This window comes from Microcoleus vaginatus PCC 9802 (genome assembly GCA_022701275.1).
Taxonomy (GTDB): Bacteria; Cyanobacteriota; Cyanobacteriia; order Cyanobacteriales; family Microcoleaceae; genus Microcoleus; species Microcoleus vaginatus_A.
Genome location: CP031740.1, coordinates 3,325,496 through 3,349,917 on the forward strand (window position 1 = coordinate 3,325,496; position 24,422 = coordinate 3,349,917).

Here is a 24,422-nt window from a genome sequence, read left to right on the forward strand (position 1 = left end):
AATTGCGCCAGTATCGGTTAAACGGTATAAACAGAAGAATATGGTTTAAGGTAATATTTGACTATATTTTTCTGAACTATGTCTGAATTTGAAACCGGATTGCCCAGCGTTCGCTTAATACAAAGCTACATCAAAGACAAACAACAGGTGGAGATCAAACTCCTGACCGGCGACTCACTAGCGGGTAGAATTTTTTGGCAGGATCATAGCTGCATTTGCCTCGTCGATGCCTCAGAAACACAAATTCTGATCTCGCGGCCAGCAATTGCTTATCTCAAACCCAACGGCTGAGGAGACGGGGAGAGTGGGAGAGGGGGACAGTGGGAGAATGGAGACGGAGAGATTGGGAGAGGGAGACAGTGGAACAAATCTTCCTTCTTCCCTCTTCCCTCTTCCCTCTTCCTTCTTCCTTCTTCCCTCTTCCCTCTTCCTTCTTCCTTCTTCCCTCTTCCTTCTTCCTTCTTCCTTCCCTAATCGCTAAACAGCTTTTCGCTGACTTGGGCCGTGACAAAAGGCAGCTTTAAAGCAGGTTGTGGCACCGGCGGTGAGGCCGTCCGCTGCATCAAGCCGAGTTCGTAAAAGCCGCCACACAGCAGCAAACGATCGCCTTCTTGCAAATTTGTAGTTCCGTCCGGCCAGCGAGTAAATTTTCCTTCCCGGCGGATCGCCCGCACCTGCACCCCGTACTGGCTAAGCAAATCTACCTCTGACAGTTTTTTGCCCGCCCAAGGGCTGTTTGCTGGCAACCTCAGCCACTGGCAAGAACTGTCGCCCTGCGGCACTGCAACTTCCCCCTTCGCCAGCAACTCAAAACTGATGAGTTCTTCCGGTTCTCCCACTACAAAAAGTCGATCGCCCGACTGCAAAGCTGTCTTCCCGTTAGGATAATCAATTTCCTCGCCATTCTCGCGGACGATCGCCATCACGCTGACCCCTGTCAACTGTCGCAAGTTAGTTTCTTCCAGAGTCATGCTGGCGATGGGAGAACCCGACGGCAAGCTGTACCACTCGCTGTTCATATCTCGAACCGCCACTTTCAAATCCCGCGAAATCGCCAAAGGTTCGCGCGGTGGCCGCAATTCCAGATAGCGGCTGCTGCGAATTTGCTGCACTTCCCGCCCGATCGCCATTGCCGAGATCCCAATACTAGCCAACAAGTGGGCCGAGAGTTCTAAACTCGCCTCAAACTCCGGCTGCACGACTTCCCAGGCCCCCAGTTGGTAAAGCAGTTCGATGTCTTTATCTTGGTTGGCCCGCACCACAATATCCAAATCCGGGACTAATTCTAAAGCCCGCTTCAGACACAAGCGAGTGCTCATGGGATCGGGAAGGGCGATCGCCATTGCTTTTGCCCGTTCCACCCGGGCGGCTTCCAATACGTGCAAGCTAGCAGCATTCCCGTAAATGTAAGGAATTCCCTGCATTCTGCACTCTTGAATTCTACTTTCTGACTCGTCGATCACCACAACTGAACAGTTGCGGCTTTGCAGCATTTTGACTAAAATTCTGCCGACTCGCCCGTAGCCACAAACCACAACATAATTTAGTTCCGGCAAATTTTCAGCTATTGCCACAGGTTGAGATGTTTCGTCAAAATAGCGCTGCAAAGGCCCGAAATTTTCCGCCCATTTCAATAACTGTGGCACGCTTCTCAATACAAACGGAGTCAGCACCAGGGTGACTGCTGTCGTTCCTAAAATTAACAGGTAAACGTCCCGCGAAACCAGCCCCATAACTTGACCGGAACTAGCGAGTACAAAGGAGAATTCTCCTATTTGAGCTAAGCCCAAACCTGTGATTAATGCTGTTTTTAACGGATAGCCAAATAGTCGGACGATCGGCGCGATGATCAAGAATTTGCCGACAAATACTAGAAATACCAGTCCCAGAATTAATTCTAGATGGTTCCACAGAAACACCGGGTCGATTAACATTCCGATGGTGACAAAAAATAAGGATGCAAAAATATCTCGCAAAGGCTCGACGTAAGTTAGAGTTTGGTCGGCATATTCCACCTCCGAAATCATTAAACCCGCCACAAATGCGCCCATCTCGATCGAAAAACCCAAATATTCTGTCAGCAGCGCAATCCCTAAAGCCAAAACTACAACTCCCAGCAAAAACAGTTCGCGACTTTCTGTTTTCGCCAGGTAGCGCAGCAACTGCGGTACGAGCCAAATGCCCGCGACTACAGCACCGACAGCAAATAACCCGATCCGCAGCAGGGCCCACGCTACCGTCATGCCGATCGCTTCTGCGGGCTGGTTGAGTGCCGGCAAAACCGCTAGCATTAGCCCCAAAGCCAAATCTTGAACTACTAATATTCCCAGCATGACTTGACCGTGGGAAGTACCGCCTTCATTGCGCTCCATCAAGCATTTCAGGACGACTGCGGTCGAGGAAAGCGACAGAATCGCTCCTAAAAACACGCCTTGAGCAGGCGATTCTACCCAGCCTACAGCCAAGGAAATTGCAGTAGTAATGGCGATCGTCAGCACAATTTGCAAGCCCCCCCCGCCCAAACTAATGGTTTTAACTTTTTGGAGTTCGGCGAAAGAGAATTCCACTCCCAAGGCAAACAACAGAAAGGCAACCCCGAATTCAGCCAGGGTGTCTACCTGAATTAATTTTTTAATCAGCCCCAAACCTGCCGGCCCAATTACGATCCCTCCCAGCAGGTAGCCGAGAATTACCGGCTGTCGCAACAGCGATGCAAAGAGTCCTCCTGCTGCGGCAGCAGCGAGAACTACAACTAAGTCAACGATCAGTCGGAAGTCTTCTTGCACAACTTTATGAAAAAAGTATAAAGTTATATTATTATAGTGTCTAATGTGTTGATTATGTTTAGTGGGTTGACTGTAGTTGGGGAGCCAGGGCAACTGCAACTATAGAACCCGGTATTTTCTGATACCCAAGAGTTTCACTCCTCAAAAAAAGCTTAACCTCTTGCCAGTAGAGCGAGGCATTGCACGTTGATTGGGGGTAATGTTTCACCTCAACGAGATGAGCGCGGTGAGATTAAATCAAGTTACTTTTTTTAATCTCTTTCAGGCGGGGTGGAGTGATTTTAATTACCTTTTTGTATTGAGTGGTTTTATCAGGGTGTACGTTCACTGATCGGCGATCGGTCAGTGAAATCAGTTAAAATCTTTTTTAGTCAAACGCGCTGTGAGAATTTATCCGATCTACTGGATAATTACTCTGACAGTTTTGTGTTTCTTTTTAGGAATTCCCGAATTTGCGAACAATACAGATTTAAGTTTGGGGCGCTTAATTGTATCGCTGCTGTTGCTACCTCAAAATGACAAGCCGATTCTGGATGTAGGCTGGACTTTAATTTACGAATTATATTTTTACTTCCTGTTCAGTATAGCTATCTGGTTCAAACCAAAACATTCTGTACCGATACTTTCGACTTGGCTATTTGTCACGATTCTACATTTTTCTAAAATTGTAAAATTTCCAGGCTCTTTTTTCTTGCTGAATCTAGTATTTGGGAATATGAATCTAGAATTTGTTTTGGGCTGCTTGGCTGCGTATATTGTGATTAAATATAACCATAAAATCGGCAAGTACAGGTGGATATTGTTTGGGATAGCAAATTTAGGATATATTATTTTAGGAATGCTCCTCGCATGGGGAAACATAGAGTTTGAGCGCGTCACTACTTTTGCCGTGGTAGCAGCTCTGTTAATCATTGCTGCTACTTCGATAGACCCCAAAGATTCTCCGAAAATACCTCAGATTTCCACGTATTTAGGAGATGCCTCGTACTCGATATTTTTAACTCACGGCCCGCTGATTTCAGCAACCACCAAATTGCTGCCAAAGGCAAATCTAGGAAAATATTTCGATAGCTTTTTTGCACCCGCATTGGTAGCACTGATAACTGTAATCGCTGGCTGCATCTTTTACTCTTTAGTTGAAAAACCGCTGACAGTTTACCTGCGGAAAAATATAGTTGAAAAAATGAGTCTTCCGAAGGTACAAGCAAGCTAATTGTAGGGAGAGCGCATTTAATCTAAATAGGTGCGTTTTTGCTCCCACCAATCATCAGTAATGTCTAGAGAATTGCCCCTAGCCAAACCAGCCAACAATAACGACTCAACCCGCGCGGTTCTTGCTTGTTATTGGCGAATTAGGTGCAAGATATATTCTGCTGCATTGCTGTAGCCTCCGCTTGCCACTTGTTCGTTAATAAATTTTTGAATTGAATCGGGAAGAGGAAGATTGAGGGTCATATTTTTTATCCTCCTTCCTGATGTGCGATCGATCGCAGGCATATTCTAAATATTATAAACCAAATTTAACCTATTTTCGTTTGTCTAGGGTGCGTGGCTGTGAGATGTCGATCGCATTTGCAGATTGTAGAAGAATCCGCGCCCTACAAATAATCGAGAAAAGAACAAAAAGGGCTAAAGAGAAAAGAAGAACCCTTGCTGGAAAAACTAGGAGGGGGAAGAATACGACGACATTGCTACGCGAACACCCTCTATCAAAGAAGAGCCGATGCCTTCTTGATACGGGCTGTGACACAGGTGCAAGGTGCGATTGAACCACTTGGGATCTGTATGGCCGATAGAGTCAAGCCCCATCCTGGTTAAGAGTGAGATAATACCGCCTGTCGACTCGGGGCCTTCATCGGTATCATTTAAGCCACTATTGCCACACCATTCCGCAACCTTGCCGTGCATATCGTAAAGTCCAAAAGCATTAGGCGGAAAACTCCCCACATCCTTTATTTGGCGATGAAGACCCTGCGGTGCATCAAGATCCAGATGATTGCCTTCACGGTTAACTTCTTTTATAATTTGCATAAAAAAATCACTATCAAATGGGGCTGTTGTACCGGCACGGCAGGCATATTCCCATTCTGCTTTACTCAGAAGACGATATTTTTTACTGGTTTTTTGCGAGAGTCTTCGACAGAATCTGATGGCTTGCAACCACGATACATTTTCAACAGGACGTTTTTCGCCTGTGAAACTCGATTGGTTGGTTGTCTTTCCCATAACTGCTTCCCACTGTGCTTGGGTGATGGGGTATTTGCTTGCATAAAAAGCGGGTATTGTGACTTGAGGCTTCCCACCTTCCCCATAATCTCTATATCTATCAACTTCTGTTACTGGCCAATCTACCATCAATGTGCCACCGGGAATGTAAACCATTTCCAACACAATTCCATTTCCTAGGTCTTCGGGGAAGTAGAAAGCAAACGACTTGCTGCGGCTGCTTTCTCGTCCATTAGAATTAACAGTGATGACATCAAAATCAAAAAAATAGTTTTGTAAATGTTGTTTTATCTTCTCCTCATTTCTATCTTTCAGTAGTGAATAGACAGCTAATTTAACCTGTACTGACTCATCCTGCAATGCTCCCAGTATCAAATCTAATCCTGCATCTCCATATTTGAGCGCTTCGGATAGTGCGGCGATTCTAGCTTCGACAGAGGGCAAGGGCAATCGGGTTTTAACCCCGGCAATTCCTCCCTGTACCGCCGCACCGACAGGAATTGAATTTTGCCCCCCCTTGACTGCATCGTATTCTCTGGGTCGATCGCGATCGCTTGGCATGGCATTTTAACCTCTGTAATATCTACAACTGTGGCATTTAAATAATAAATATGTCAAATATTGAAAATTTATAATATATTTGACATAAGTGTTTCTGTGTCATGTTAAATGCAGCGCACGGAAGTGAAATATCTCAGTATTTTCCCACAATCCCAGATGATTCGCTGCGATCGCCCTCCACTCAGAATGACAAAATTATACCGCGCTCGAAACCGTGAAACATCCTCTGATGCAGCTTTGCTACAAAGTCCGCAAATAGCGCCTTGCGCTCCGCTAAATGGCGATACCTTTGCTGACTTTGGGCAAGTCGTAATAGTGCGTTATCCTTTGCGGTGAGAGGGTGCTAAAATTTGAATTTTTGGGTAACATTAACCAGACAAAGATTAAGGATATCCGTCATGACAGCGACTGCGAATCGAGCCAACTGCGGACAAAGTGCGAAAATAGTTGCGGGTGCTATTTTTGGATGCAGGCTATTGAAAGCAAACATGAAGAAGGCGATTTTGAGCGGGGAACGATCGCGAGCATTCTCAGTTTGGTATCCCCGGTACAAGCTTTGCAGGTGAAGGTGACGCCGGCAAATCCCGAACTAGGAGATACGCTGTCAGTAATGATTCAGGTAAACAGCAGCAGCGGAACTCCAACGGTTTCCGTACAGCAAAAAAACTACCCAGCTTTTCCTATGGGCACCAATCGCTTTCGGGCCCTGCTGCCGACGACGCCGCTCGATCGCCCCGGTACCCGCCAAATCCAAGTGGCGGGAGACGGAAAGGTGCAAGATTTGAGCGTGCAAGTGCGCGTTCGATCGCACATCCCCTCGCTATATGTTGGCACTCCCCATCCGTTTCTCGGACTGCATCGTTGTGTCGATCGCACCCTCGCAGGTCAAACTCAACAAGATAATCAATCTAGCAACCATAATATCGGATAATTGTAAAGCCATTCACCAAGCCAACAGCATGAGTATTGACCAGTTAAACACAGACTACGGCATTGCCGGGAACCTCACCTTCGCCACGGGAAACGGTGGTTTCCCGATGATTCACATCGACAACGGTCAAGCCAAAGCCTTAATTTCTGTGTATTCCGGTCAAGTGCTCTCCTTTCAACCAGCCACCGAAACCACAGACTTGATGTTCGTCAGCGAAAAAGCTTACTACGCCGAAGGGAAAGCCATCAAAGGCGGTATACCCATCTGTTGGCCCTGGTTTGGCCCCGATCCCGAAGCCTTGGGGCGTCCGAGTCATGGGTTTGTGCGGAATCGCCTCTGGAATGTGCTAGAAACCGCCACAACCCCAGATGGCGCAACCCAAGTCACTCTAGGACTCAAGGATACCGATGAAACTAGAGCAATTTGGCCCCAAGCCTTTGAACTGGCGATCATGATTACGATCGGCACCAGCCTCACTGTAGAATTAATCACCCGCAATCTAGGCGACAAAGCATTTCCCCTCACCCAAGCTTTCCACACCTATTTCCAAGTCGGCGATATCAACCGCGTGCAGGTTTTAGGTTTAGAAAATAGCCAGTATCTTGATAAAGCGGATGGTGGTGTCGAAAAAACTCAAGTGGGTGCAGTGGTAGTAACAGGTGAAGTCGATCGCATTTATCTCGATGTCACCAATGAATTAGTCATTGACGATAGCGCCCTCAATCGTCGGATTCGCATTAAATCATCGGGTAGTAAATCCGTCGTAGTGTGGAATCCGTGGGTGACAATTTCTGCAAATATGGCCGACCTTGATGATGCAGATTATCAGCGTTTACTCTGCGTAGAAACGACCAATGCAGCTACAGATATTGTGGAAGTTCCCGCTCATGGTGAGTTCCGCTTGCAGGCAATTTACAGCGTTGAACGCGACTAAGTAATTAGAACTTAATCTTAGCGGTGATGGGGTCAAAATTCCCAGTAAGCGGTTCAACATTTCGATTGGATATTTTGGGCGTTGCTGAAATCCCACGCACAAGACTGGGATTGTTTCTTTAAATACAACTTAAATGCCGATTAGCTGATTGAATTGAAAAACTCTGTCACCCTAATGACTAATAATACCAAAACTAAAATTTCTCCCCTGTTTATTTCTTAGTCCGCGCAGGAAGTTCGGCTAATCTGACTCGAACCGTCTAGCCATAGAACAAACTTTGTACGCTCGGTTTCAACCGCCGACTCCGATCTTTTTACTTACCATCAATTATTATGCAAATCTTCAACTGGACAAAACTTCAAAATGGATCAGACATTCGCGGTATCGCCCTCGAAGGCGTTCCCAATGAAAAAGTCAACCTAACGCCCGAAATTGCGACAATCTTAGGTAAATCCTTTGTCAGTTGGCTGGTGCAAAAAGTCAATAAACCAGCGGCCGAATTAACGATCGCGATCGGGCGTGACAGTCGCCTATCAGGGCCAACCTTAATGCAAGCAGTCATGGAGGGAATCGCCTCAGTTGGTGCAACCGTGTACGACTTTGAAATGGCCTCAACCCCCGCCATGTTTATGAGTACCATTACCCCTGGTTTTGATTGCGACGGCGCGATTATGCTCACTGCTAGCCATTTGCCATTTAATCGAAATGGCTTAAAGTTTTTCACTGCCAAAGGTGGGTTACAAAAGCAGGATATTACAGATATCTTAACACTAGCCCAAAGCAATTACTTTCAGCCAGCCTCATCGCCCGGTAAGATTACAAAGCATGATTTTATCTCAGTTTATGCTAACCAATTTGTCAAAAAAATTAGGGAATCAGTCAATCATCCCGATAATTTTGATGAACCACTAACAGGACTAAAAATTGTTGTAGATGCAGGAAATGGTGCTGGCGGCTTTTATGTTGATAAAGTCTTAAAACCTTTAGGTGCAGACACTACGGGCAGTCAGTTTTTAGAACCCGATGGTACTTTCCCCAATCATGTGCCAAATCCTGAAGATAAACAGGCAATGCAGTCAGTTTGTCAAGCGGTAATTGAACATCAAGCTGATTTTGGGATTATTTTTGATACCGATGTCGATCGCAGTGCGGCCGTCGATCAAGTTGGCAAGGAACTCAATCGCAATCGCTTAATTGCCTTGATTTCTGCGATCGTATTAAAAGAACACCCAGGCTCTACCATTGTTACCGATTCTATCACCTCCGATGGCTTAACGCAATTCATCGAACAAGATTTAAAAGGGATTCACCATCGCTTTAAACGCGGCTACAAAAATGTGATTGACGAGTCGATTCGCCTCACTGAAGCCGGACACGAATCATGGCTGGCGATTGAAACATCGGGACATGGAGCTTTGAAAGAAAATTACTTTCTGGATGATGGCGCTTATTTGGTCAGCAAATTATTGATTGAATTGGCTAAATCCAAGTTAGCAAATCAATCTTTGCCCGATTTAATTGCCAATTTAAAAGAGCCAGAAGAAAGTGCAGAATTTCGGATTAAACTTGGTGTGGATGATTTCAAGGCTCAGGGCGATCGCGTTATTGAGCAACTGCAAGAATTTGTCTCAACGCAAGCAGACTGGAAAATAGTTCCCAATAACTACGAAGGTTTGCGAATTTCCTGCACGTCAGCTAGCGAATCCGGCTGGTTTCTGTTACGATTATCACTCCACGATCCGGTGATGCCTTTGAATGTTGAGTCTAATGTTAAGGGTGGTGTCGCTCACATAGTAGCTCGGCTTTTAACTTTTTTCCAAACAACAGAATCCCTTGATTTGTCGGCACTATTGAGCTAAGTTTCACGGTCGTCAGACTATTAGTAAACCAAACCCAAGGAGTAATTTAATTATGTGGCGTTTAATCATAAAATGTTCTGCTGAAAGCTGGGAGATCCATTCCAAAACTTTCAAAGCGATTGCTGCCAAATATCCTGCCACGATTCTTTCTTCCAAAAAGATGAAAGGCGATGCTCAACGCATCATGGAATATCAGCTTGAGGATGTGAATGAGGTAGAGGAATTTATGGAAGAATGCTTGACATTAGAGGGTTTCACCGCTGCCTTTGAATCCCTATAAATCTACGTGATAAGACTATAGCACTTCTCAATTTTTATCTCATACCATCCATTTTAGATTGGAGGCGTAAACATTGGGAATTAATACTAATTAATCAAAAATAGGCTACTTTAACTAGAGAGTTTTAGGAATGTTATAGGAAAGTAAACGGTCAAGAAAGAATTGATTTAACAGCAGCAACACTTCGGAGAATTTTTGATTTTCTACCTGAAAATAAGGGTTTGTGGGCGCTCCAATAGCTGCAAGCAACGCTTACGTAGCACGCTAATAGCAAAAGTGAAAATCAAGGGTTTGATGCTACGACATAAAAACGCAAGCGGGGGCTGAGGCACGCTATTAGCAAAAGTGAAAATCAAGGGTTTGATGCTACGACATAAAAATGCAAGCGGGGGCTGAGGCACACAGACTTCAGAGACCGGGTTTCTTCGTAAATTTTTCCGGACTCGTCGCAAAATTCGTAGAAACCGGGTTTATAGCTACCTATGCGTGGGCAATGAAACTGTACGAAGTATTGTAAATCTTGGACTTGATGAATGCAACGGGATTTGTGCGAGAGTATGATCACCTGGTCAAGTTTTTGAGTGTTGTTAAGTATTTATTTAAGTTAGTCTCTCATCTCCAAATCTTTGAGTTTCCCAAGCTTTTTACCTACGGCTGTTTCTCTCGGCTCATTGAGGGTTGCTATAGTTACTCTAGATAGTGGAAAAAATGTCAGCGAGAGAAAGGTTAAGGACGGCTGTGATGATAATGACTGTGAATCGAGGCAACTGCGGGCTAAGTACGGAAATAATTACAGGTCTGATTTGGCAGTGGGGGCAGTTGAAAGCGAACAAGCTAACCGCCAGTTCGATCGGGGGAATTGTTGCTGGCTTTCTAAGTTTTGCCCTGCCAGTGCAAGCTTTGCAGGTAGTTGTAACGCCGGCTAATCCCGAACTGGGAGATACGCTGTCAGTAATGATTCAGGTAGACGGTAACGGCGGGGAAACTCCCAAAGTTTCTCTACAGCAAAAAAACTACCCCGCGTTTCCGATCGGCAACGGCCGCTTTCGGGCCCTGCTGCCGACGACTCCGCTAGAGAAACCCGGTGCTCGCCAAATCCAAATCACAGGTGATGGACAAGTGCAGAAGTTGAACGTACAAGTTCGATCGCGAGATTTTCCCACTCAATCCATCTGGCTACCTCCCGGGAAAGACGAGGAAGGTACAGATGCTGAATTCGATCGCGTAGACGCATTTAAAGCACTGGTGACACCCGAAAAATTTTGGGACGGCAAATTGTTGCGCCCCAACTCCGGCGAAATTACTACTATTTACGGGGTGCGGCGTTATTATAATGGGGTATTTGCTCAAGACTACTACCACCGCGGCGTTGATTACGCGGGTGCTTACGGTTCCCCTGTAGTCGCACCAGCAGCAGGTCGGGTGTCTCTAGTGGGACGCGAATCTCAAGGCTTCAAAATCCACGGGAACGTGGTTGGTATCGACCACGGTCAGGGAGTAGCAAGTATTTTGATGCACCTCAGCCGGATTGATGTCAAGGAAGGCGATGTCGTGAAAGCTGGTCAAGTAATCGGTGCTCTGGGGTCAACGGGGGCTTCCACAGGCCCTCACCTGCATTGGGGACTTTACGTGCATGGGCAGTCCGTCGATCCTGTACCTTGGCGGCTTCAGGGAGTTGAGTAGGAGTTTTTACAGGTTTTGACGGATTTATCAGTCAATTATGGGGTAAGTTTGTGGCTAGGGTGTGCAGATAACTGTGATTGGTTATCAGTATTGAGTTAGGATTTGTAGAAAATTTCTCAACTCAACTCTCAAAACTCGACTCTCAAGACGCTAACAATCGCGTCTTCACAAAACTTTATTGATGATGCCGTTGAGCGGGGACGCATATATGAGTATTGAAAAAATTGTTGAACAGGCTTTGCAGGATGGTTATTTAACGCCGTCTATGGAAGCTGAGGTGGGACGGATCTGCAATACGGCTTCGGAATTGTCCATCGAAGAGTACATGGCTCTCGATCGTCTGATGGGATCTTTGTTGACTGGCGAAGTGGTGGTACTGCCACGCAAACAGTTTATCAACGTGATGGAAGAGTTGGTACTCAGCGATGCGATCGCTAGGGTGGCCGAAATTGAAGCAACGAGCGACCTGAGTCTGGATGTGGGAGATATTGCAGCTTATGCCTTAAATAGGCTGCCACCTCTGTACGCTACGACGGAAGAGGGAGCTCACTTTCAAAGGGCTAGGGCTAAAGAGCAACTTCACGATTTGATTTCCAAAGAAGTCAACGCAGCCATCGCCCGCAACTTGGACAGGCCCGACACCCCAAACCCGACAGCTTTGGGCAAGTCTTCTGGAAACGAGGTTCTTTCACAGCTAAGCACTTGGCTGCAAGCTAACGCCACTAATTTTGAGCCGCAGCCTTAGCACCACCCCAACAGCTCTATTTTATTAGTTAAGTAGATCCCGCTCAATTCAGAAAGCGGGATTTTTAGTTTCTGAGCAACCAACATCTGAAGGCACAAGAAAGCCAGAATTCAAGAAGAAAAATTAAAATTTAAGATTTTTTTATTTTTTACATACCATAAAAAAATCCCTCTTCCTTATTCCTTGTTCCTGAGATCCGTTACATCCGAAGAAAGCGAATCCGTTGCCAAATTTCCTGCTTCCTTCAAACGATTAATTGTTGCTGTCAGAAGAGTCTGCTGAGGGACCAGCGGTAACTTTTGTTTCTCGCTTTTCGCGTTTTTTCCGTTCCGCTTGGATGACATCTTGAAGCACTATTCGCGCTTGAGCCATTTTTTCCAAATTGCTGCGGTACAAATCTAAATCTTTGCTAACTTTGTCTTCTGGCAGGTGCAAGGCCGCACTGACTTTAGCGATCGCGTCGTTTCGCGTTTCTTGGTCTTTTACTAAGTTAGGGTCAGCTTTTTCTAACAGCGAGAACAAACCGATCGCGAACAAGCGGCTGTACTTAAATTGAGGGTTGCTGGCGATCGCCCCTAGAGACGCTTGCAAATCCGCTGTATCTTCAAAGCTGGTCGAACGATCGAGCCACGAGAGCAACTCTTGCCCGGAAAGTCTATCTGCCAAGCTTTCCAATCGCTGAGCGTCTTGCTTGTAGCGATCTGGATCGTCTTCTAGGGACTTGCACAAAGCGTTAAAAATCGAAACTCTGTCTGCTTCTGGAGCGTACCCAAGCATGAATCGATCAAAAGCTGTCACTACACCCAAAGCATAAATCGGGTCGTATTGAAAATCGGCATTCGCCGAAAGCAAGTGCATTTCTACCATCAACTCTTCCACCACTCGACGGTAAATTGAGTTGATCGGTCGAGTGTGAATCGTATAGAAACTTCGCTTAGTATCTGAAACAGTACGGTTATTGTTCACCTGAGTCTTATAGATAAATAATTTTGCCGTAGCGGGCGTGCCAGCGCGGCGTGAGTAAAGTCGGGGGAGTCAATTCTGCGATCGGTCTGACAAAAAGTGCCAGTTTTTTAAGCGTTGCCGCCTCCTTGCGAGACAAAATTTTATCAAAAAGATTTTACGCGCGATCGGCAGCAACAATTAATATGTCGCAATAGGAGGGAAAAACCCCAGTATCTTTACAATCATAGCTTAGCTGGGATCGCTCATAAATCTAATCTTCTGACTTGCCCAGCTCAGCTATCGCCTCTCTTATCACAATAAGCCTTTTTTGTCAAGCCCTTATCCTAAAAAATCCAACAAACATGACAATTTCTCCTGAATTAATAGCTTTAGCCCAGTACATGGCGGGCGAATTTGACAACCGGGAACAAGCGCTAGCAGAGCCGGCTTGGTACGTCCACCTTCGTTTGTGGCAAAGACCCCTGCCGGTTCCATTATTTTCCGAACCCAGCATTGCCCTGTTTGCCGAACAAGCCAACATTCTGGAATTAGACAAGCCCTACCGCCCCCGAATCCTGCAACTGAGGCACTCACAGATAGCGCCGGGACTGATTGAAGCTCAGTATTATATGTTTAAGGATATCGCAGCCGTCAAAGGAGCCGGGTGCAACCCCGACTTGCTTGGAAAGCTAACCAACGAGCAAATCCAACTCCTTCCCGGCTGCACCCTATCGGTTGTGGTGCAAAATTTAGCCTCAAACGGCTATCGCTTTCGCGCATCTTTGCCGGAGGGCACTCGCTGCGGCTTTGCCTACGGGGGGCAAAATTACCAAGTAGACTTGGGATTTGAAGCCGCAGGCGAGGAATTTCTCAGCTACGACAAAGGAATAAGCCCCACGACAGGCAAGGCTATCTGGGGAGCTTTAATGGGCCCTTTTAGATTTGTCAAGCGTCAGGATTTTGCTGCTGAGATATTGGTTTGAAGCAAGAAGCAACAAGAAACAAGGAAGAAAGATTTAGCTATCTAGGATAGAAGGCAAGACTTTACCTTGACCTATTCTTCTACTTTAGTGTTTTGGTGAACCTCTCAACCTCTCAAGAAAGGAAGAAAGCATAAGGAAGCTGGCAATAATTTACCTGCTTCCTGTTCTTGTGCAGGGTTCCGGCGCATTTTGTGAGCCTCAAGCTTAAATTAACCCGCGACACTGCAATCGATGCCAGCAGGAGTGCTCAACTTGCGCGTGGCACCCCCTCTAGAGCTTCTTCTTCCGTTTCAAAGATTTCAAACACAGAATCCATCATGGTGACTTCAAACACCAGTTTGGCTTCGGGATGAACATTGCAAATGCGGAAACTTCCCTTAACTTTATCCGCATCCCGCATACCTGCTACAAGTGAGGTCAGGCCAGAACTATCGATAAAGTTAACCTGACCAAGATTCACTACGACATGGCGGCTGAGTTTGGAAATACACTCTTGCAACTTGAGGCGGAATTGCCAAGCTGTAGTGATGTCCAACCGTCCTGTCGGTGCTAAGACGATAACTGTTGTACCGTCTTGAAGCGTGTGGGTTTTTTGATCAATATGAATCACTGACCCTTCCCTCAAATTTATTATCTATCGCGGTGGTTACTGTCCCAGTAGTTTAACTCAGGTCGGTGACTGCTGAGGCATCCAATTCGCCCAATCTTGCGGTTTTAAGAACTTCGAGTAGAGTTCGGCTTCGGGAGAGTTGGGTTCTGGCTCGTAACAGTATTCCCAGCGTACCAAAGGTGGCAGGGACATTAGAATCGATTCGGTGCGTCCGTTGGTCTGCAAGCCAAAGGTCGTGCCTCGATCGTACACCAAGTTAAATTCAACGTAACGGCCGCGGCGGTAAAGTTGGAAATTACGCTCGCGCTCGCCGTATTCTTTCGATCGGTGCTTTTCAATAATAGGGGTGTAAGCCGGCAAAAATGCCCGACCGCAATCCTGTACGAAGGCGAACAGCGACTCCCAAGTTCTAGGTTCCGGCACGCCGATGTTGTGGCTGCACTCAGCGGCTTTACCTTTGACATGATGGTCGCGGTAAAGCGCGCCTTGAGCGCTTTGGTAGTCAAAAAACAGGCCGCCCACGCCCCGGGTTTCTTGGCGGTGGGGGAGGTAGAAATATTCGTCGCACCAGAGTTTAAAGGTCGGATAATATCCGGGATGGTGGCGATCGCAAACTGCTTTCAGAGTTTTGTGAAAATGAGCTGCATCCTCAGCCAACGGGTAATAAGGAGTCAAATCTACACCGCCGCCAAACCACCAAATCGGGCCGGCCTCAAAATAGCGGTAATTCAGGTGAACCGTAGGCAAGTATGGATTGCGGGGGTGCAGCACCATCGAAGTGCCTGTTGCATAGAAATCGTGCCCAGCAGCTTCAGGGTGCTTTGCCAGAATCAAAGCCGGCAAACTTTCGCCCCACACTTGGGAAAAATTGACTCCGCCTTGTTCAAAAACATCGCCTTCGCGTATGACGCGAGAACGTCCGCCGCCGCCTTCGGAGCGTTCCCAAGAGTCCTCCTTAAATTTGCCAACGCCATCGAGCTGTTCGAGGGATTGACAAATTTCGTCTTGTAGGCTTTTCATAAATTGGCTGACTCTAGCTCTAGAGTCAGCGGGTGGCAAAAACGGGGAAGTGGCGGTTTTAAGTGTTGTAGAAACTGTCATAAAATTTTCTGTTGTCAGATTTGAGTCTTAGATGGGCGATGAATCCCAAATCCAGTCGTCATGTAATTATGCCACCGTAGGTCTGCAAATGATCGCTATGAAGTTACATTAAAAAATAGCAATAAAAATATACTTAAACCTGCGATCGAAAATTCGCTAACCCAATTGCAGAGCTATGGTGGAGAACACAATGCCCAATACACTCGATGTTAGTTCAGTCTTAGAAATCCTGCGACCTGTGCAAGACCCCGAACTGCAAAAGAGTTTGGTGGAATTGAACATGATTCGTAACATCAAAATTGACGGCGGTGTCGTCAGTTTTACTTTAGTGCTGACAACGCCTGCTTGCCCGCTGCGAGAATTTATTGTCGAAGATTGCCAAAAAGCGGTCAAACAGTTGCCAGGAGTCGAAAAAGTGGCGGTGGAGGTGACAGCCGAGACGCCACAGCAGAAGGGAGTGGTCGATCGCCAAGGCATTGAAGGCGTTAAAAATATTATCGCAATTTCCAGCGGTAAAGGCGGCGTCGGCAAAAGCACGGTGGCGGTAAATGTGGCAGTAGCGCTGGCGCAAACCGGCGCTAAGGTAGGTTTGCTGGATGCGGATATCTATGGGCCCAACGACCCGACAATGTTGGGTCTGGGGGACGCGAAAGTGATGGTTAGGGACGGAAAAAGCGGGGAAAGCCTCGAACCCGCTTTTAATTACGGCGTCAAATTGGTGTCGATGGCGTTTTTAATTGACAAAGACCAACCCGTGATTTGGCGCGGCCCGATGTTGAATGGGATCATTCGACAGTTCCTCTATCAGGTGAATTGGGGCGATTTAGACTATTTGATTGTCGATATGCCTCCGGGTACTGGAGACGCGCAGTTGACTATGGCGCAAGCGGTGCCGATGGCTGGTGTGGTGATCGTGACGACGCCGCAGACTGTGGCATTGTTGGACTCCCGCAAGGGTTTAAAGATGTTCCAGCAGTTGGGAGTGTCGGTGTTGGGAATTGTGGAAAACATGAGCTATTTTGTGCCGCCGGATATGCCCGACAAGCAATACGATATTTTCGGTTCCGGTGGCGGGGAAAAGACTGCTGCTGAGTTGGGAGTGCCGCTGTTAGGTCGGATTCCGCTGGAAATTCCGTTGCGGGAAGGTGGGGATTCGGGGGTGCCGATCGTAGTGGGGCAACCGGGTTCTGCTTCAGCTAGGGAGTTGCGGGCGATCGCGGGCCGCATTGCGGGTAAAGTTTCCGTAGCAGCCTTAGCCTAACAAACTCTCGTTTCTGGGCTTTGCCTGGTGTCTTCGGGTTGACGAAGATTTGCCTAGTTCTCAGGCTCTGCTTGGGAACTAGAAACGAGAAAAGGTAAGCTATAAAGAGCAAACTTAACATTCAAAGAATTATGATTTTTCCAGGTTCGGCAGTTCGAGTTAAAGATAAGGGTGAGATTTACTACGCCTTTCAAGGACAAGTTCAGCGAGTTAGCGATGGGAAGGTCGCGGTACTGTTTGAAGGTGGCAATTGGGACAAGCTGATCACGTTCCGGCTGTCGCAGTTGGAACTTGTCGATGCTACGGCTGGTCGCGTGAAATAGTCAGCGGTCATTAGTCATTGGTAAAGGGTAATGCGTAATTTGTAAAAAGTACCCAAGACCAGGGTACTAAATGAAAACCCTTGACTAATGACTAATGACTGATAACTGATGACTAATGAGTAATGACTAATGACTAATCACTAAAACTATGCGTTTACCTTTACCCCAATTTGCTACAAAAGAGCGTCACCCCGATCGCATTGCTGAGGTAATCGAGACGGCAACTTCGGAGTTTTTGGCTCAATGTTTGGAACCGGAAGACTTAAGCTTTCCCGTGATGCCGCCTTTTGGGAGTTGGGTGAAGGCCGAGGATGAAGAGTCGAAAAATCAAATTTACGGCGTGGTTTATTACGCTACGACTAGCCCGATCGACTCGGTGCACAGAGCTCGCGCTTTGGGTTTGTCGCTGGAAGAGTTGCGGGAAGAACAACCGCAGATTTTTGCGATGCTCAAAACCGAGTTTCGAGTGGCGATTGTGGGGTTTGAGGCTGCGCCGGAAAGGTTGAACGGTCACGGCCCATCGAGGGGTAAAATTTATCAGTATTTGCCGCCGCGCCCCCCGCAAATTCACCAGGCGGTTTATCGCTGCGAACCGGATGAGGTGATTGATTTTACCGTGCAGTTGGATTTTTTGAGGACGCTGCTGGGGGTGGCTAATGCGCCGGTGGAGGCGCTGACGGCGGCGGCGATTCGGGAGATTTATCAGTTGCGGATGCGCGATCGATCTTGGTTGGTGGAAGCGGGGAGGAGTTTGAGTGTTTTGTTGAAGGATGATTATGACAGGTTGAGGGTGATTTTGAGTCAGATTCATCCGTAGGGAAAAGCTGGAATAAGATAATCTGGACTTACGCAAAAAGTGGTTTGACACGCTACGGATAGCAGTAAGGTGTGCAATGTGCACCCTAGATAATTAGGTTCTGCGTCAGTCCAGATCAGGTTTTTTGGAGGCCAAATATTTTATGTGGGTAGAGGTAACAGCGCTAAATCAAGTTCCCGAAGGGGGTGTGTTGAAGGTAAAAGTTGAGGAAACTTCAGTGATTTTGAATCGTCAAGGCCTGAATGTCACTTGTTACCGCAATGCTTGCACTCATTTAGAATATCCGATCGACATGGGTAAGGTAAGCAGCGGTATCCTTACCTGTCCTTTTCATAAGTATCAGTACAAATTAGATACGGGTAAATGTGTGAATGCACCCAGCGATTCTCTGGAATCTTATCCGGTAAAGATTGAGGGCGATCGCGTTTTTGTAGAAATAGATTAGTTATGCGTTAGTCGTTCAGTCCGACAGGGGTTTAAACCCCTGTCTCATAGCTAAAGTCGTCTTTAGACGACTGTAGATTAATATTGGATATTCAATCCGGCTTAAATACCCCCTCGCCCTTTTAGTCCGCATTGGCGTAGCTTGCGCGAAGCGCTTATGCGGACTAAGGTTTGACTCTTAAGCGGTTTCAAGCGCCGGTCAATGTTTCAACCTACCATTTTCGCGCGCCGCTGGCGGAGGAAAACCGCCAAAAGCCCGATCGCACCTACCGCCAAAAGCAGCCATTCTTCCGGTTCAGGAACCCCCGAAACATTCAGAGGATTATTCGGCTTACTTAACTGTTCCTTACCAGATTCTACCTCTCTGTCAAATCGATCGCTCTTAGCTTCCGCTGCTTTTAGCTGCTCCCTTTGCGCGTCATTAACTAACACAATCATCGAAGAATAAGGCGTCACCACTTTGAAATTTTTAGCTACTGCGTGCATCGCATCCAGTTGCGTCAATTGATTGGAACTTTTCTGCTTGCTAAGTGCAGTTATCAACTGCCGCGCAGCTATCGGTTTAAAGCCTTCATTTCCGGCCTTTTTTGACTCTGCGACGGCCGCCGATTTTGCAGTTTTTTCCGACTGTGGCGTTTTGGCATAACTCCAAGCATAGCCGTCAACAACGCTAACTGTAGATGGGCCCGAAGCTGCTGTTGTTGCTACTCGCTGCATCGCCTCTTTCATATCCGTAGCAACTCCGCCGCCGCTATCTTGAATAACCTTCAAAGTTGCATCGTCGTAGCCGGGGGGCAAACCTCCCAAATGCACTGTCCACAGCGGTGGAGAGATGGAAACTTTAGGTTTGCGATCGTCCGATAATTCGTAACTGTGGCGATCACTCACCACAAATACAGTATCGTAACTTTTATCGCCCCGCAACTGTGCAAACCGTTGCAGCATATCTTTGAGCTGGATTGTACCGTAAAATGTCACCTTTGCGGCATCGAAATTGCGTACATCTTCCACAAACTTAGGTGGCATTCCCGCAGCGCTGGCGACATACAAATCAACAGCATTTTTTCCGGCTGCATTAGCTTTCAACCATTCAAAAGTCTCTTTTACTTCCTTACTTTCCGCCGCCATGCTGCGGGAAGTATCGAGAATAACTGCAAATTTCTTGCCTTGCGGTAGCGAGTAACTTGCATCAGCCAGCGGCTTAGCAGAAATGATATTTCCTCCCGGTAGAATCGCCTGCTGCGCGGTTAGCGGTTGCTGTGCGACTGCGGGCAAAAAGGGTGGCAGCCAAGTTTCTCTTGCTTCTTTCCCGCTGTATTTTACCTCTTTCCCGGCGATCGTGCGGCGAGTATTTTGGTTCCAAAAAATGTTGCGTTTTTCAGCTAAAACAGGCATCGCCCAACCCTGCGGCTGCCGCATGACTTTGTAAGTAAGCCACAGGTGCATTTCGGTTGGCCCGTCACTTAGGGTGAATTCTCTTTTAGCCGGGATTGGAAAAGCCCGCAAACGGTATTGTTTGGGGCCAATTTGTTCTAGCAAAGCCGGATCGACTCTTTCTACTACCTGCTGGTTGTAAACTTGCTGTGCGGCACCGCGAGGCGATACCGTAAATACAAAACGTTTGTTTAAATCCGCAGTATCTCCTAGCCAAACTCCTGTAACTGCGGCGCTTTCAGGCAGGGAAAAGTAGTAAAATACTTCTTGCAAGTTCGGCGTTTGATTTTTGTAAACTTCGTAGAGTTGAACGTCTGCCCAATCGCCGTTTTCTTTGACTGTCACTTCTTGCGACTGCAACCATACTTTTTCTTGATTGACATTCAGCAAACCGGCTTTTGCTTCTTCGCGGTTTGAGGTTGACTGCACCGCGTGTTTTACTACTTCTGTGTCGCCTTTTTGCAGTTCCGTATCGAAGAATTCGCCGTAGAGTTTTTCGGCTTTTTCCACATCAGCACTAGAGCCTTGATACAAAAACGGCGACATTAAAAAATTATAGCTGTTCTGCACCGTTTGAGCTGCTCCGTCAGGCAAATTCAAAGTATTTTTGTATATCTCATAAATGTGGTTGTTTTCTCCTACAGTGCTGAGGTAGCGGTAAGGGGACAAATAAGCGTTAACTAAGCCCGAGCGAATCATATCAGACTTGGCTAATAAAGTTTGGCGAACCGTGTCATTTGCGGGGGGAGTCGCCAGCATTTTCAGTGCTGCAACTTGCGGCTGCTGCTGCAAAGCCGAGAAAATAGCCAGCCAAGCTGCTATGACTCCCAAACTTCCGATTAACGCTTTATTTTTCCCGTATTGTGCAGCAAAACTCTGCCATATTTTCCGCCCGGAATGAATGTAGAGAAAGCCGTACAGCGAAGGCATGACAACGAATAAGCTACAGGTTAAACCAAAGAATATCAAGAATAGCGCTATCCAAGTTAAACCCGAAATTAAACCCCATACCCACGCCCCGTATCTAAACATATCCCAAAAGGGTAATACCCATGTAAACTTGAAGAATTCAATCACTGCACTGAAGAATCCAGCAACTGTCACTAATCCCACAGGTATAGCGTAATACATCAGCAATGTTGCCGCCCAAATGCCCACTACTAGCATTAAACTGTGGCATCCTAATTGCAGCCACGCACTTCGTTTTTCTCCGATCAACCTTAAAAAACGAGGCTGTTTCTTATGGGAAGTTTGAGAATCTGAGATATTTTGAACATTTTCTCTTTTACCCAGATATCCGTACAGCATTTCCACTGAAAATGCTGCAATGCACAAAGCAATAGTAGCGATGATTTGAGAACTAGCTGGGGTGAGTTCTCGCAGCAGGAACAAGCGGAGCAAACACAGCAAAAATAGCGGTGCTTCTACGCCGTAAAACCAACGCATTAGCTCTAGGGGTTGCTTGCTAAAAAGCCTAGATCCTATTACTGTACATACAGTGGGTACTGCGATCGTAGCTGCCATCGTCAAAGTAAACTCTAGCGGGATGATGCCATCGATTGTCGCCATAATTAATGGCACTCCTATAATCGGCAAAATTCCCAAGTAAACAAGCGATAAAAAACTCAAATTCCAGAACCAAAAAATTCTTTTTAAAATTCCATCAAATACCTGTTTGATTTTCATTCATTTCTCCTTGTAAGCTTTGTTTAACGCTAGCGTAGACGTTACCAGCAAACTCTTTTACTTCAGGATTTTCGGCGGGTAACGAACTGTTAAATAAAATGGAAACTAGCACCCAATTGTGATTTTTGTGAGTGAGATCGCTGCCGATGCGCGACAAGAAGTTATCGGTAGTATGCTGTGCAGATTGCAGCCAGTATGTAGCGGATAGTTGGTTCTCTTTGAGAGACAGCCAGCGCCCCGTTACAGCAGGAGTTAGTTGTTTTTTTTCTATGCGATTGACGGGAATTCCGCTCGCTACAAAACACAACTCGGGGGCGTGATAAGTTTGCCAGGATGTGCTGGCTACTGTGAGCATGGAACCGCGCAAGTTGCCGGCGACAAATCTGATTTTTTGTGTTTGCGTGTCCGGATAGTTGCCAAAGAATTTTTGTTCGCTAGCATTCAGGGGAATCGACTCTGATTTAATATATTCAGGCAATCTTAAAGGTGCGATCGCCATTTTTGACGTTTCTACATGAGACAGTTGAGCCATGACTGCCAAAACTGTGACTGCTGCAATTATTCCTGGTTTGGCTAAAGGGTGATTTTCGAGAATTTCTGAGTTGAGTTTTGCAGAAATACCGCTGGTTTTTTCTGGCTGGAATTTCGGTACTCGTTGCAGCATTAACCAGGTCACAAAACAAGCACATACTAAACCGACAATTCCCAGAGGAACGTGAATAATTTCTGCTATTTTTGGCTGGTTAAACACTTCTGAAACCAGGACTAACACGGCAACCCGCGCAGCGTTAGCAGACACCAACATTAAGAGATTAGCAGCGCCGACTGCTAGCCATCTTAAACTCAATTTACGCCCTTCCAGCCAGGTAGCAGATAGCAAAAATAGCGTTCCGACTAAGAGGGTTTTAATGCCGCTACAAGGCACGTCAACGTGAGCGATGCCGTTTTCCAAAAGGATAATATCGTAAGAAGAAATAGCCGCAACGTGCAGCATTGAGAGCAACTGTTCTACTACCTGAGCAGTCAGCACTCGCGCCGGCAAACCTAATCCGCTATTAAACTGACTGTTGAATGGTAAAATACAAGCTAGCAAGCCGGCAACTGGCAAGTTTTTTTGCCAAAAGTTCTGCTCCACCAATAAGCCGCACAGCCCGTAAGTTCCGAGGATAAATAGGAGGACAGTAACTTGTTTGATATCAATTATGTACTGAAGCGCGATCGAGCAAATACCCGCACCCAACATCAACACCAACGGATCTCGCCTCAAAACGAAATTTGGCGAAAATCCCGGCGGGCGATCGGAGTTGCCAATCGATCGCACTACTAATGCTACAATCAAAAAACCAATTACTATCTTGTACAGTGTGGGTATCTCAACAAACGAGGATAACAGCCACTTAACTGCCAAGATATTGGCCCAAAACCAAGCAAGCGCCAGTAAAAAAGGAGCCAGCCAAACCCAATTAACCGCAGGATGAGGAGTAACAGAATCTGGAATTGCAGAATCAGTGATATTGGTGCGCTGCATGATACCGCTTGACATTCACGTTGGTGACATCTTAGCTCAGCCAAATTGGTAATGTCTAGACCGATTATTTAAGTTTTGTCAAGCTTCGATTTTTTCTACAGATAAGCTAGCGTTATAATAATTAATTTTAGCCGAGGTAAAAATGAGCGAAAAAAGCCCAGGATACAAAATTGTTAGCGATAACCGACAAGCGCGCCATCTCTATGAAATTATAGAGACATACCAAGTGGGCATCGAGTTGAAGGGAACCGAAGTCAAATCAATTCGGGAAGGAAAAGCCAATTTGCGGGACGGATATGGTTTAGTTCGGAACGGGGAACTGTGGCTGATCAACGTTCACATTTCGCCTTGGAGAAGTGCTAGCAACTATTTTAATCACGAACCCCGCCGCACCCGTAAATTGCTGATGCACAAGCAGGAAATTCGCAAATTAATCGGCAAAGTGGAAGAAAAAGGCTTGACTTTAGTGCCGTTAAAAATGTATTTGAAAGGCGGCTGGGTAAAACTGGATATCGGTTTGGGTAAAGGGAAAAAACTGTACGACAAGCGTGAAGATTTGAAGAAACGCGAAGATAAGCGAGATATGGAAAGAGCGATGAAGCAATTTTAGTCAGAGTCATTTAGTCATTAGTCATTAAACATCTCCGAACAATAAACTAAAACCTTTGCTACTCGAAGGTTGAAAGTTAATTTATGGAGATGTTTATTAGTCAGGAGTCATTAGTGATTCATTATTGGTGATTGCTCATTAATGATTGGCTATTTTAAATCGATTTCGGTTAATAACTCATCATAATATTTTTCAAAATCCTCCCTTGAGGATTTTGAGGACTTCCATCGTCACTACAAACTTAATTAGAGTTATTTCACCCGAGCCCATCTTACAGCAGATTCTATGTTGAGGAACTAAACCCCAGCTCGTTCCATCTCCGTAGGGAAACGGCTCAGGGTAAGTCCCTACACTTCATAAACCTGGAATACGCTGTATCTCCTCATACAGTCGCATACTGTCGATCGGCTGACCGCTGACTAAGTATTATTACTTAGGCATGGCAACAGTTCTACCTTCTTCCTGCTTCCCGCTTCCATCCCCGTAGGGAAACGGCCCAGGGTAAGTCCCTACACTTGATAAACCTGGAATACGCTGTATCTCCTCATACAGTCGCATACTGTCGATCGACCGATCGCTGACTAAGTATTATTACTTAGGTAAGGGCCACAGTTCTACCTTCTTCCTGCTTCCCGCTTCCTTTTTTCTGAAAATATCCGGATTGCTTGTGGAGCC

At 46.4% G+C, this 24,422-nt stretch carries 21 protein-coding genes and 3 pseudogenes; 15 read left to right on the top strand and 9 right to left on the bottom strand.

All coding sequences use genetic code 11. The features are described from left to right. Nucleotides 1-78 precede the first annotated feature (78 nt). Nucleotides 79-291, top strand: a complete 213-nt coding sequence (locus tag D0A34_13495) for an RNA-binding protein hfq (protein ID UNU19752.1) — start codon at nt 79-81, stop codon at nt 289-291. Here the strand turns inward: D0A34_13495 and D0A34_13500 are convergent. Together D0A34_13500 and D0A34_13505 are read right to left on the bottom strand one after the other, a co-directional pair. Beyond that, nucleotides 270-461 (bottom strand): annotated as a pseudogene (locus D0A34_13500) (TIGR00299 family protein). The gene D0A34_13495 and the pseudogene D0A34_13500 sit on opposite strands and share 22 nt — an antisense overlap. A gap of 9 nt (nt 462-470) precedes the next feature. Continuing rightward, entirely contained in the window at nt 471-2,786 is a 2,316-nt protein-coding gene (locus D0A34_13505) for a sodium:calcium exchanger (protein UNU22286.1), read from the bottom strand. A 382-nt stretch (nt 2,787-3,168) separates the two neighbouring features. Here D0A34_13505 and D0A34_13510 point away from each other — a divergent pair, with 382 nt between their 5' ends. Then, nucleotides 3,169-3,999, top strand: a complete 831-nt coding sequence (locus tag D0A34_13510; GenBank protein ID UNU19753.1) for an acyltransferase — start codon at nt 3,169-3,171, stop codon at nt 3,997-3,999. 17 nt (nt 4,000-4,016) lie between these two features. On the opposite strand, the pseudogene D0A34_13515 reads toward D0A34_13510, so the two are convergent. After that, nucleotides 4,017-4,241 (bottom strand): annotated as a pseudogene (locus D0A34_13515) (type II toxin-antitoxin system ParD family antitoxin). A 207-nt stretch (nt 4,242-4,448) separates the two neighbouring features. Beyond that, nucleotides 4,449-5,573 (bottom strand): formylglycine-generating enzyme family protein, encoded by a 1,125-nt coding sequence (locus D0A34_13520; GenBank protein UNU19754.1) that lies wholly within the window; start codon nt 5,571-5,573, stop codon nt 4,449-4,451. A 108-nt stretch (nt 5,574-5,681) separates the two neighbouring features. Here D0A34_13520 and D0A34_13525 point away from each other — a divergent pair, with 108 nt between their 5' ends. From D0A34_13525 to D0A34_13555, 7 genes and pseudogenes are all read left to right on the top strand, one after another. Continuing rightward, nucleotides 5,682-5,909 (top strand): hypothetical protein, encoded by a 228-nt coding sequence (locus tag D0A34_13525; protein ID UNU19755.1) that lies wholly within the window; start codon nt 5,682-5,684, stop codon nt 5,907-5,909. A 62-nt stretch (nt 5,910-5,971) separates the two neighbouring features. Continuing rightward, nucleotides 5,972-6,372: pseudogene (locus D0A34_13530) on the top strand (M23 family peptidase). A 160-nt stretch (nt 6,373-6,532) separates the two neighbouring features. Further along, nucleotides 6,533-7,438, top strand: a complete 906-nt coding sequence (locus D0A34_13535; protein ID UNU19756.1) for a D-hexose-6-phosphate mutarotase — start codon at nt 6,533-6,535, stop codon at nt 7,436-7,438. A gap of 332 nt (nt 7,439-7,770) precedes the next feature. Continuing rightward, nucleotides 7,771-9,297: a phosphomannomutase/phosphoglucomutase gene (locus D0A34_13540; GenBank protein UNU19757.1), complete on the top strand. Its 1,527-nt coding sequence runs from the start codon at nt 7,771-7,773 to the stop codon at nt 9,295-9,297. Nucleotides 9,298-9,349: 52 nt separating this feature from the next. Further along, nucleotides 9,350-9,577 (top strand): hypothetical protein, encoded by a 228-nt coding sequence (locus tag D0A34_13545; GenBank protein ID UNU19758.1) that lies wholly within the window; start codon nt 9,350-9,352, stop codon nt 9,575-9,577. A 741-nt stretch (nt 9,578-10,318) separates the two neighbouring features. Further along, on the top strand, nt 10,319-11,260 hold the full coding sequence (locus D0A34_13550; GenBank protein ID UNU19759.1) for a M23 family peptidase: 942 nt from the start codon (nt 10,319-10,321) through the stop codon (nt 11,258-11,260). 208 nt (nt 11,261-11,468) lie between these two features. Next, on the top strand, nt 11,469-12,005 hold the full coding sequence (locus tag D0A34_13555; protein ID UNU19760.1) for a competence protein ComFB: 537 nt from the start codon (nt 11,469-11,471) through the stop codon (nt 12,003-12,005). 252 nt (nt 12,006-12,257) lie between these two features. Here the strand turns inward: D0A34_13555 and D0A34_13560 are convergent, their stop codons facing one another. Then, nucleotides 12,258-12,971, bottom strand: coding sequence for a photosystem II biogenesis protein Psp29 (locus D0A34_13560; GenBank protein UNU19761.1), 714 nt, complete (start codon nt 12,969-12,971; stop codon nt 12,258-12,260). Nucleotides 12,972-13,312: 341 nt separating this feature from the next. On the opposite strand from D0A34_13560, the gene D0A34_13565 reads away from it, so the two are divergent. Beyond that, nucleotides 13,313-13,933: a chorismate mutase gene (locus D0A34_13565; GenBank protein ID UNU19762.1), complete on the top strand. Its 621-nt coding sequence runs from the start codon at nt 13,313-13,315 to the stop codon at nt 13,931-13,933. A 247-nt stretch (nt 13,934-14,180) separates the two neighbouring features. Here the strand turns inward: D0A34_13565 and D0A34_13570 are convergent, their stop codons facing one another. Continuing rightward, complete coding sequence (locus D0A34_13570) at nt 14,181-14,543, bottom strand: anti-sigma factor antagonist (GenBank protein ID UNU19763.1); 363 nt, start codon at nt 14,541-14,543, stop codon at nt 14,181-14,183. A gap of 57 nt (nt 14,544-14,600) precedes the next feature. After that, a complete protein-coding gene (locus D0A34_13575) occupies nt 14,601-15,644 on the bottom strand; it encodes an oxygen-dependent coproporphyrinogen oxidase (GenBank protein ID UNU19764.1) in 1,044 nt (347 codons plus the stop codon). A gap of 190 nt (nt 15,645-15,834) precedes the next feature. On the opposite strand from D0A34_13575, the gene D0A34_13580 reads away from it, so the two are divergent. The 4 genes from D0A34_13580 (at nt 15,835) to D0A34_13595 (ending at nt 18,490) form a co-directional block, all read left to right on the top strand. Continuing rightward, nucleotides 15,835-16,905 carry an iron-sulfur cluster carrier protein ApbC gene (locus D0A34_13580; protein ID UNU22287.1) on the top strand — a complete coding sequence of 357 codons (1,071 nt, stop codon included), beginning with the start codon at nt 15,835-15,837 and terminating at the stop codon, nt 16,903-16,905. A 131-nt stretch (nt 16,906-17,036) separates the two neighbouring features. Further along, complete coding sequence (locus tag D0A34_13585; GenBank protein ID UNU19765.1) at nt 17,037-17,228, top strand: DUF3252 domain-containing protein; 192 nt, start codon at nt 17,037-17,039, stop codon at nt 17,226-17,228. Between the two features lie 148 nt (nt 17,229-17,376). Next, a complete protein-coding gene (locus D0A34_13590; protein UNU19766.1) occupies nt 17,377-18,045 on the top strand; it encodes a hypothetical protein in 669 nt (222 codons plus the stop codon). 142 nt (nt 18,046-18,187) lie between these two features. Continuing rightward, nucleotides 18,188-18,490, top strand: coding sequence for a Rieske (2Fe-2S) protein (locus tag D0A34_13595; protein UNU19767.1), 303 nt, complete (start codon nt 18,188-18,190; stop codon nt 18,488-18,490). Between the two features lie 206 nt (nt 18,491-18,696). On the opposite strand, the gene D0A34_13600 is transcribed toward D0A34_13595, so the two are convergent. After that, nucleotides 18,697-21,609, bottom strand: a complete 2,913-nt coding sequence (locus D0A34_13600; protein ID UNU19768.1) for a TIGR02921 family PEP-CTERM protein — start codon at nt 21,607-21,609, stop codon at nt 18,697-18,699. Beyond that, nucleotides 21,587-23,137, bottom strand: coding sequence for an exosortase O (xrtO, locus tag D0A34_13605; protein ID UNU22288.1), 1,551 nt, complete (start codon nt 23,135-23,137; stop codon nt 21,587-21,589). Before xrtO ends, D0A34_13600 begins: the two co-directional genes overlap by 23 nt. A 142-nt stretch (nt 23,138-23,279) precedes the next feature. On the opposite strand from xrtO, the gene smpB reads away from it, so the two are divergent. After that, the gene (gene smpB / locus D0A34_13610) at nt 23,280-23,747 is read left to right on the top strand and encodes an SsrA-binding protein SmpB (protein UNU19769.1); all 468 of its coding nucleotides are present in this window, start codon (nt 23,280-23,282) and stop codon (nt 23,745-23,747) included. Nucleotides 23,748-24,422 lie beyond the last annotated feature (675 nt).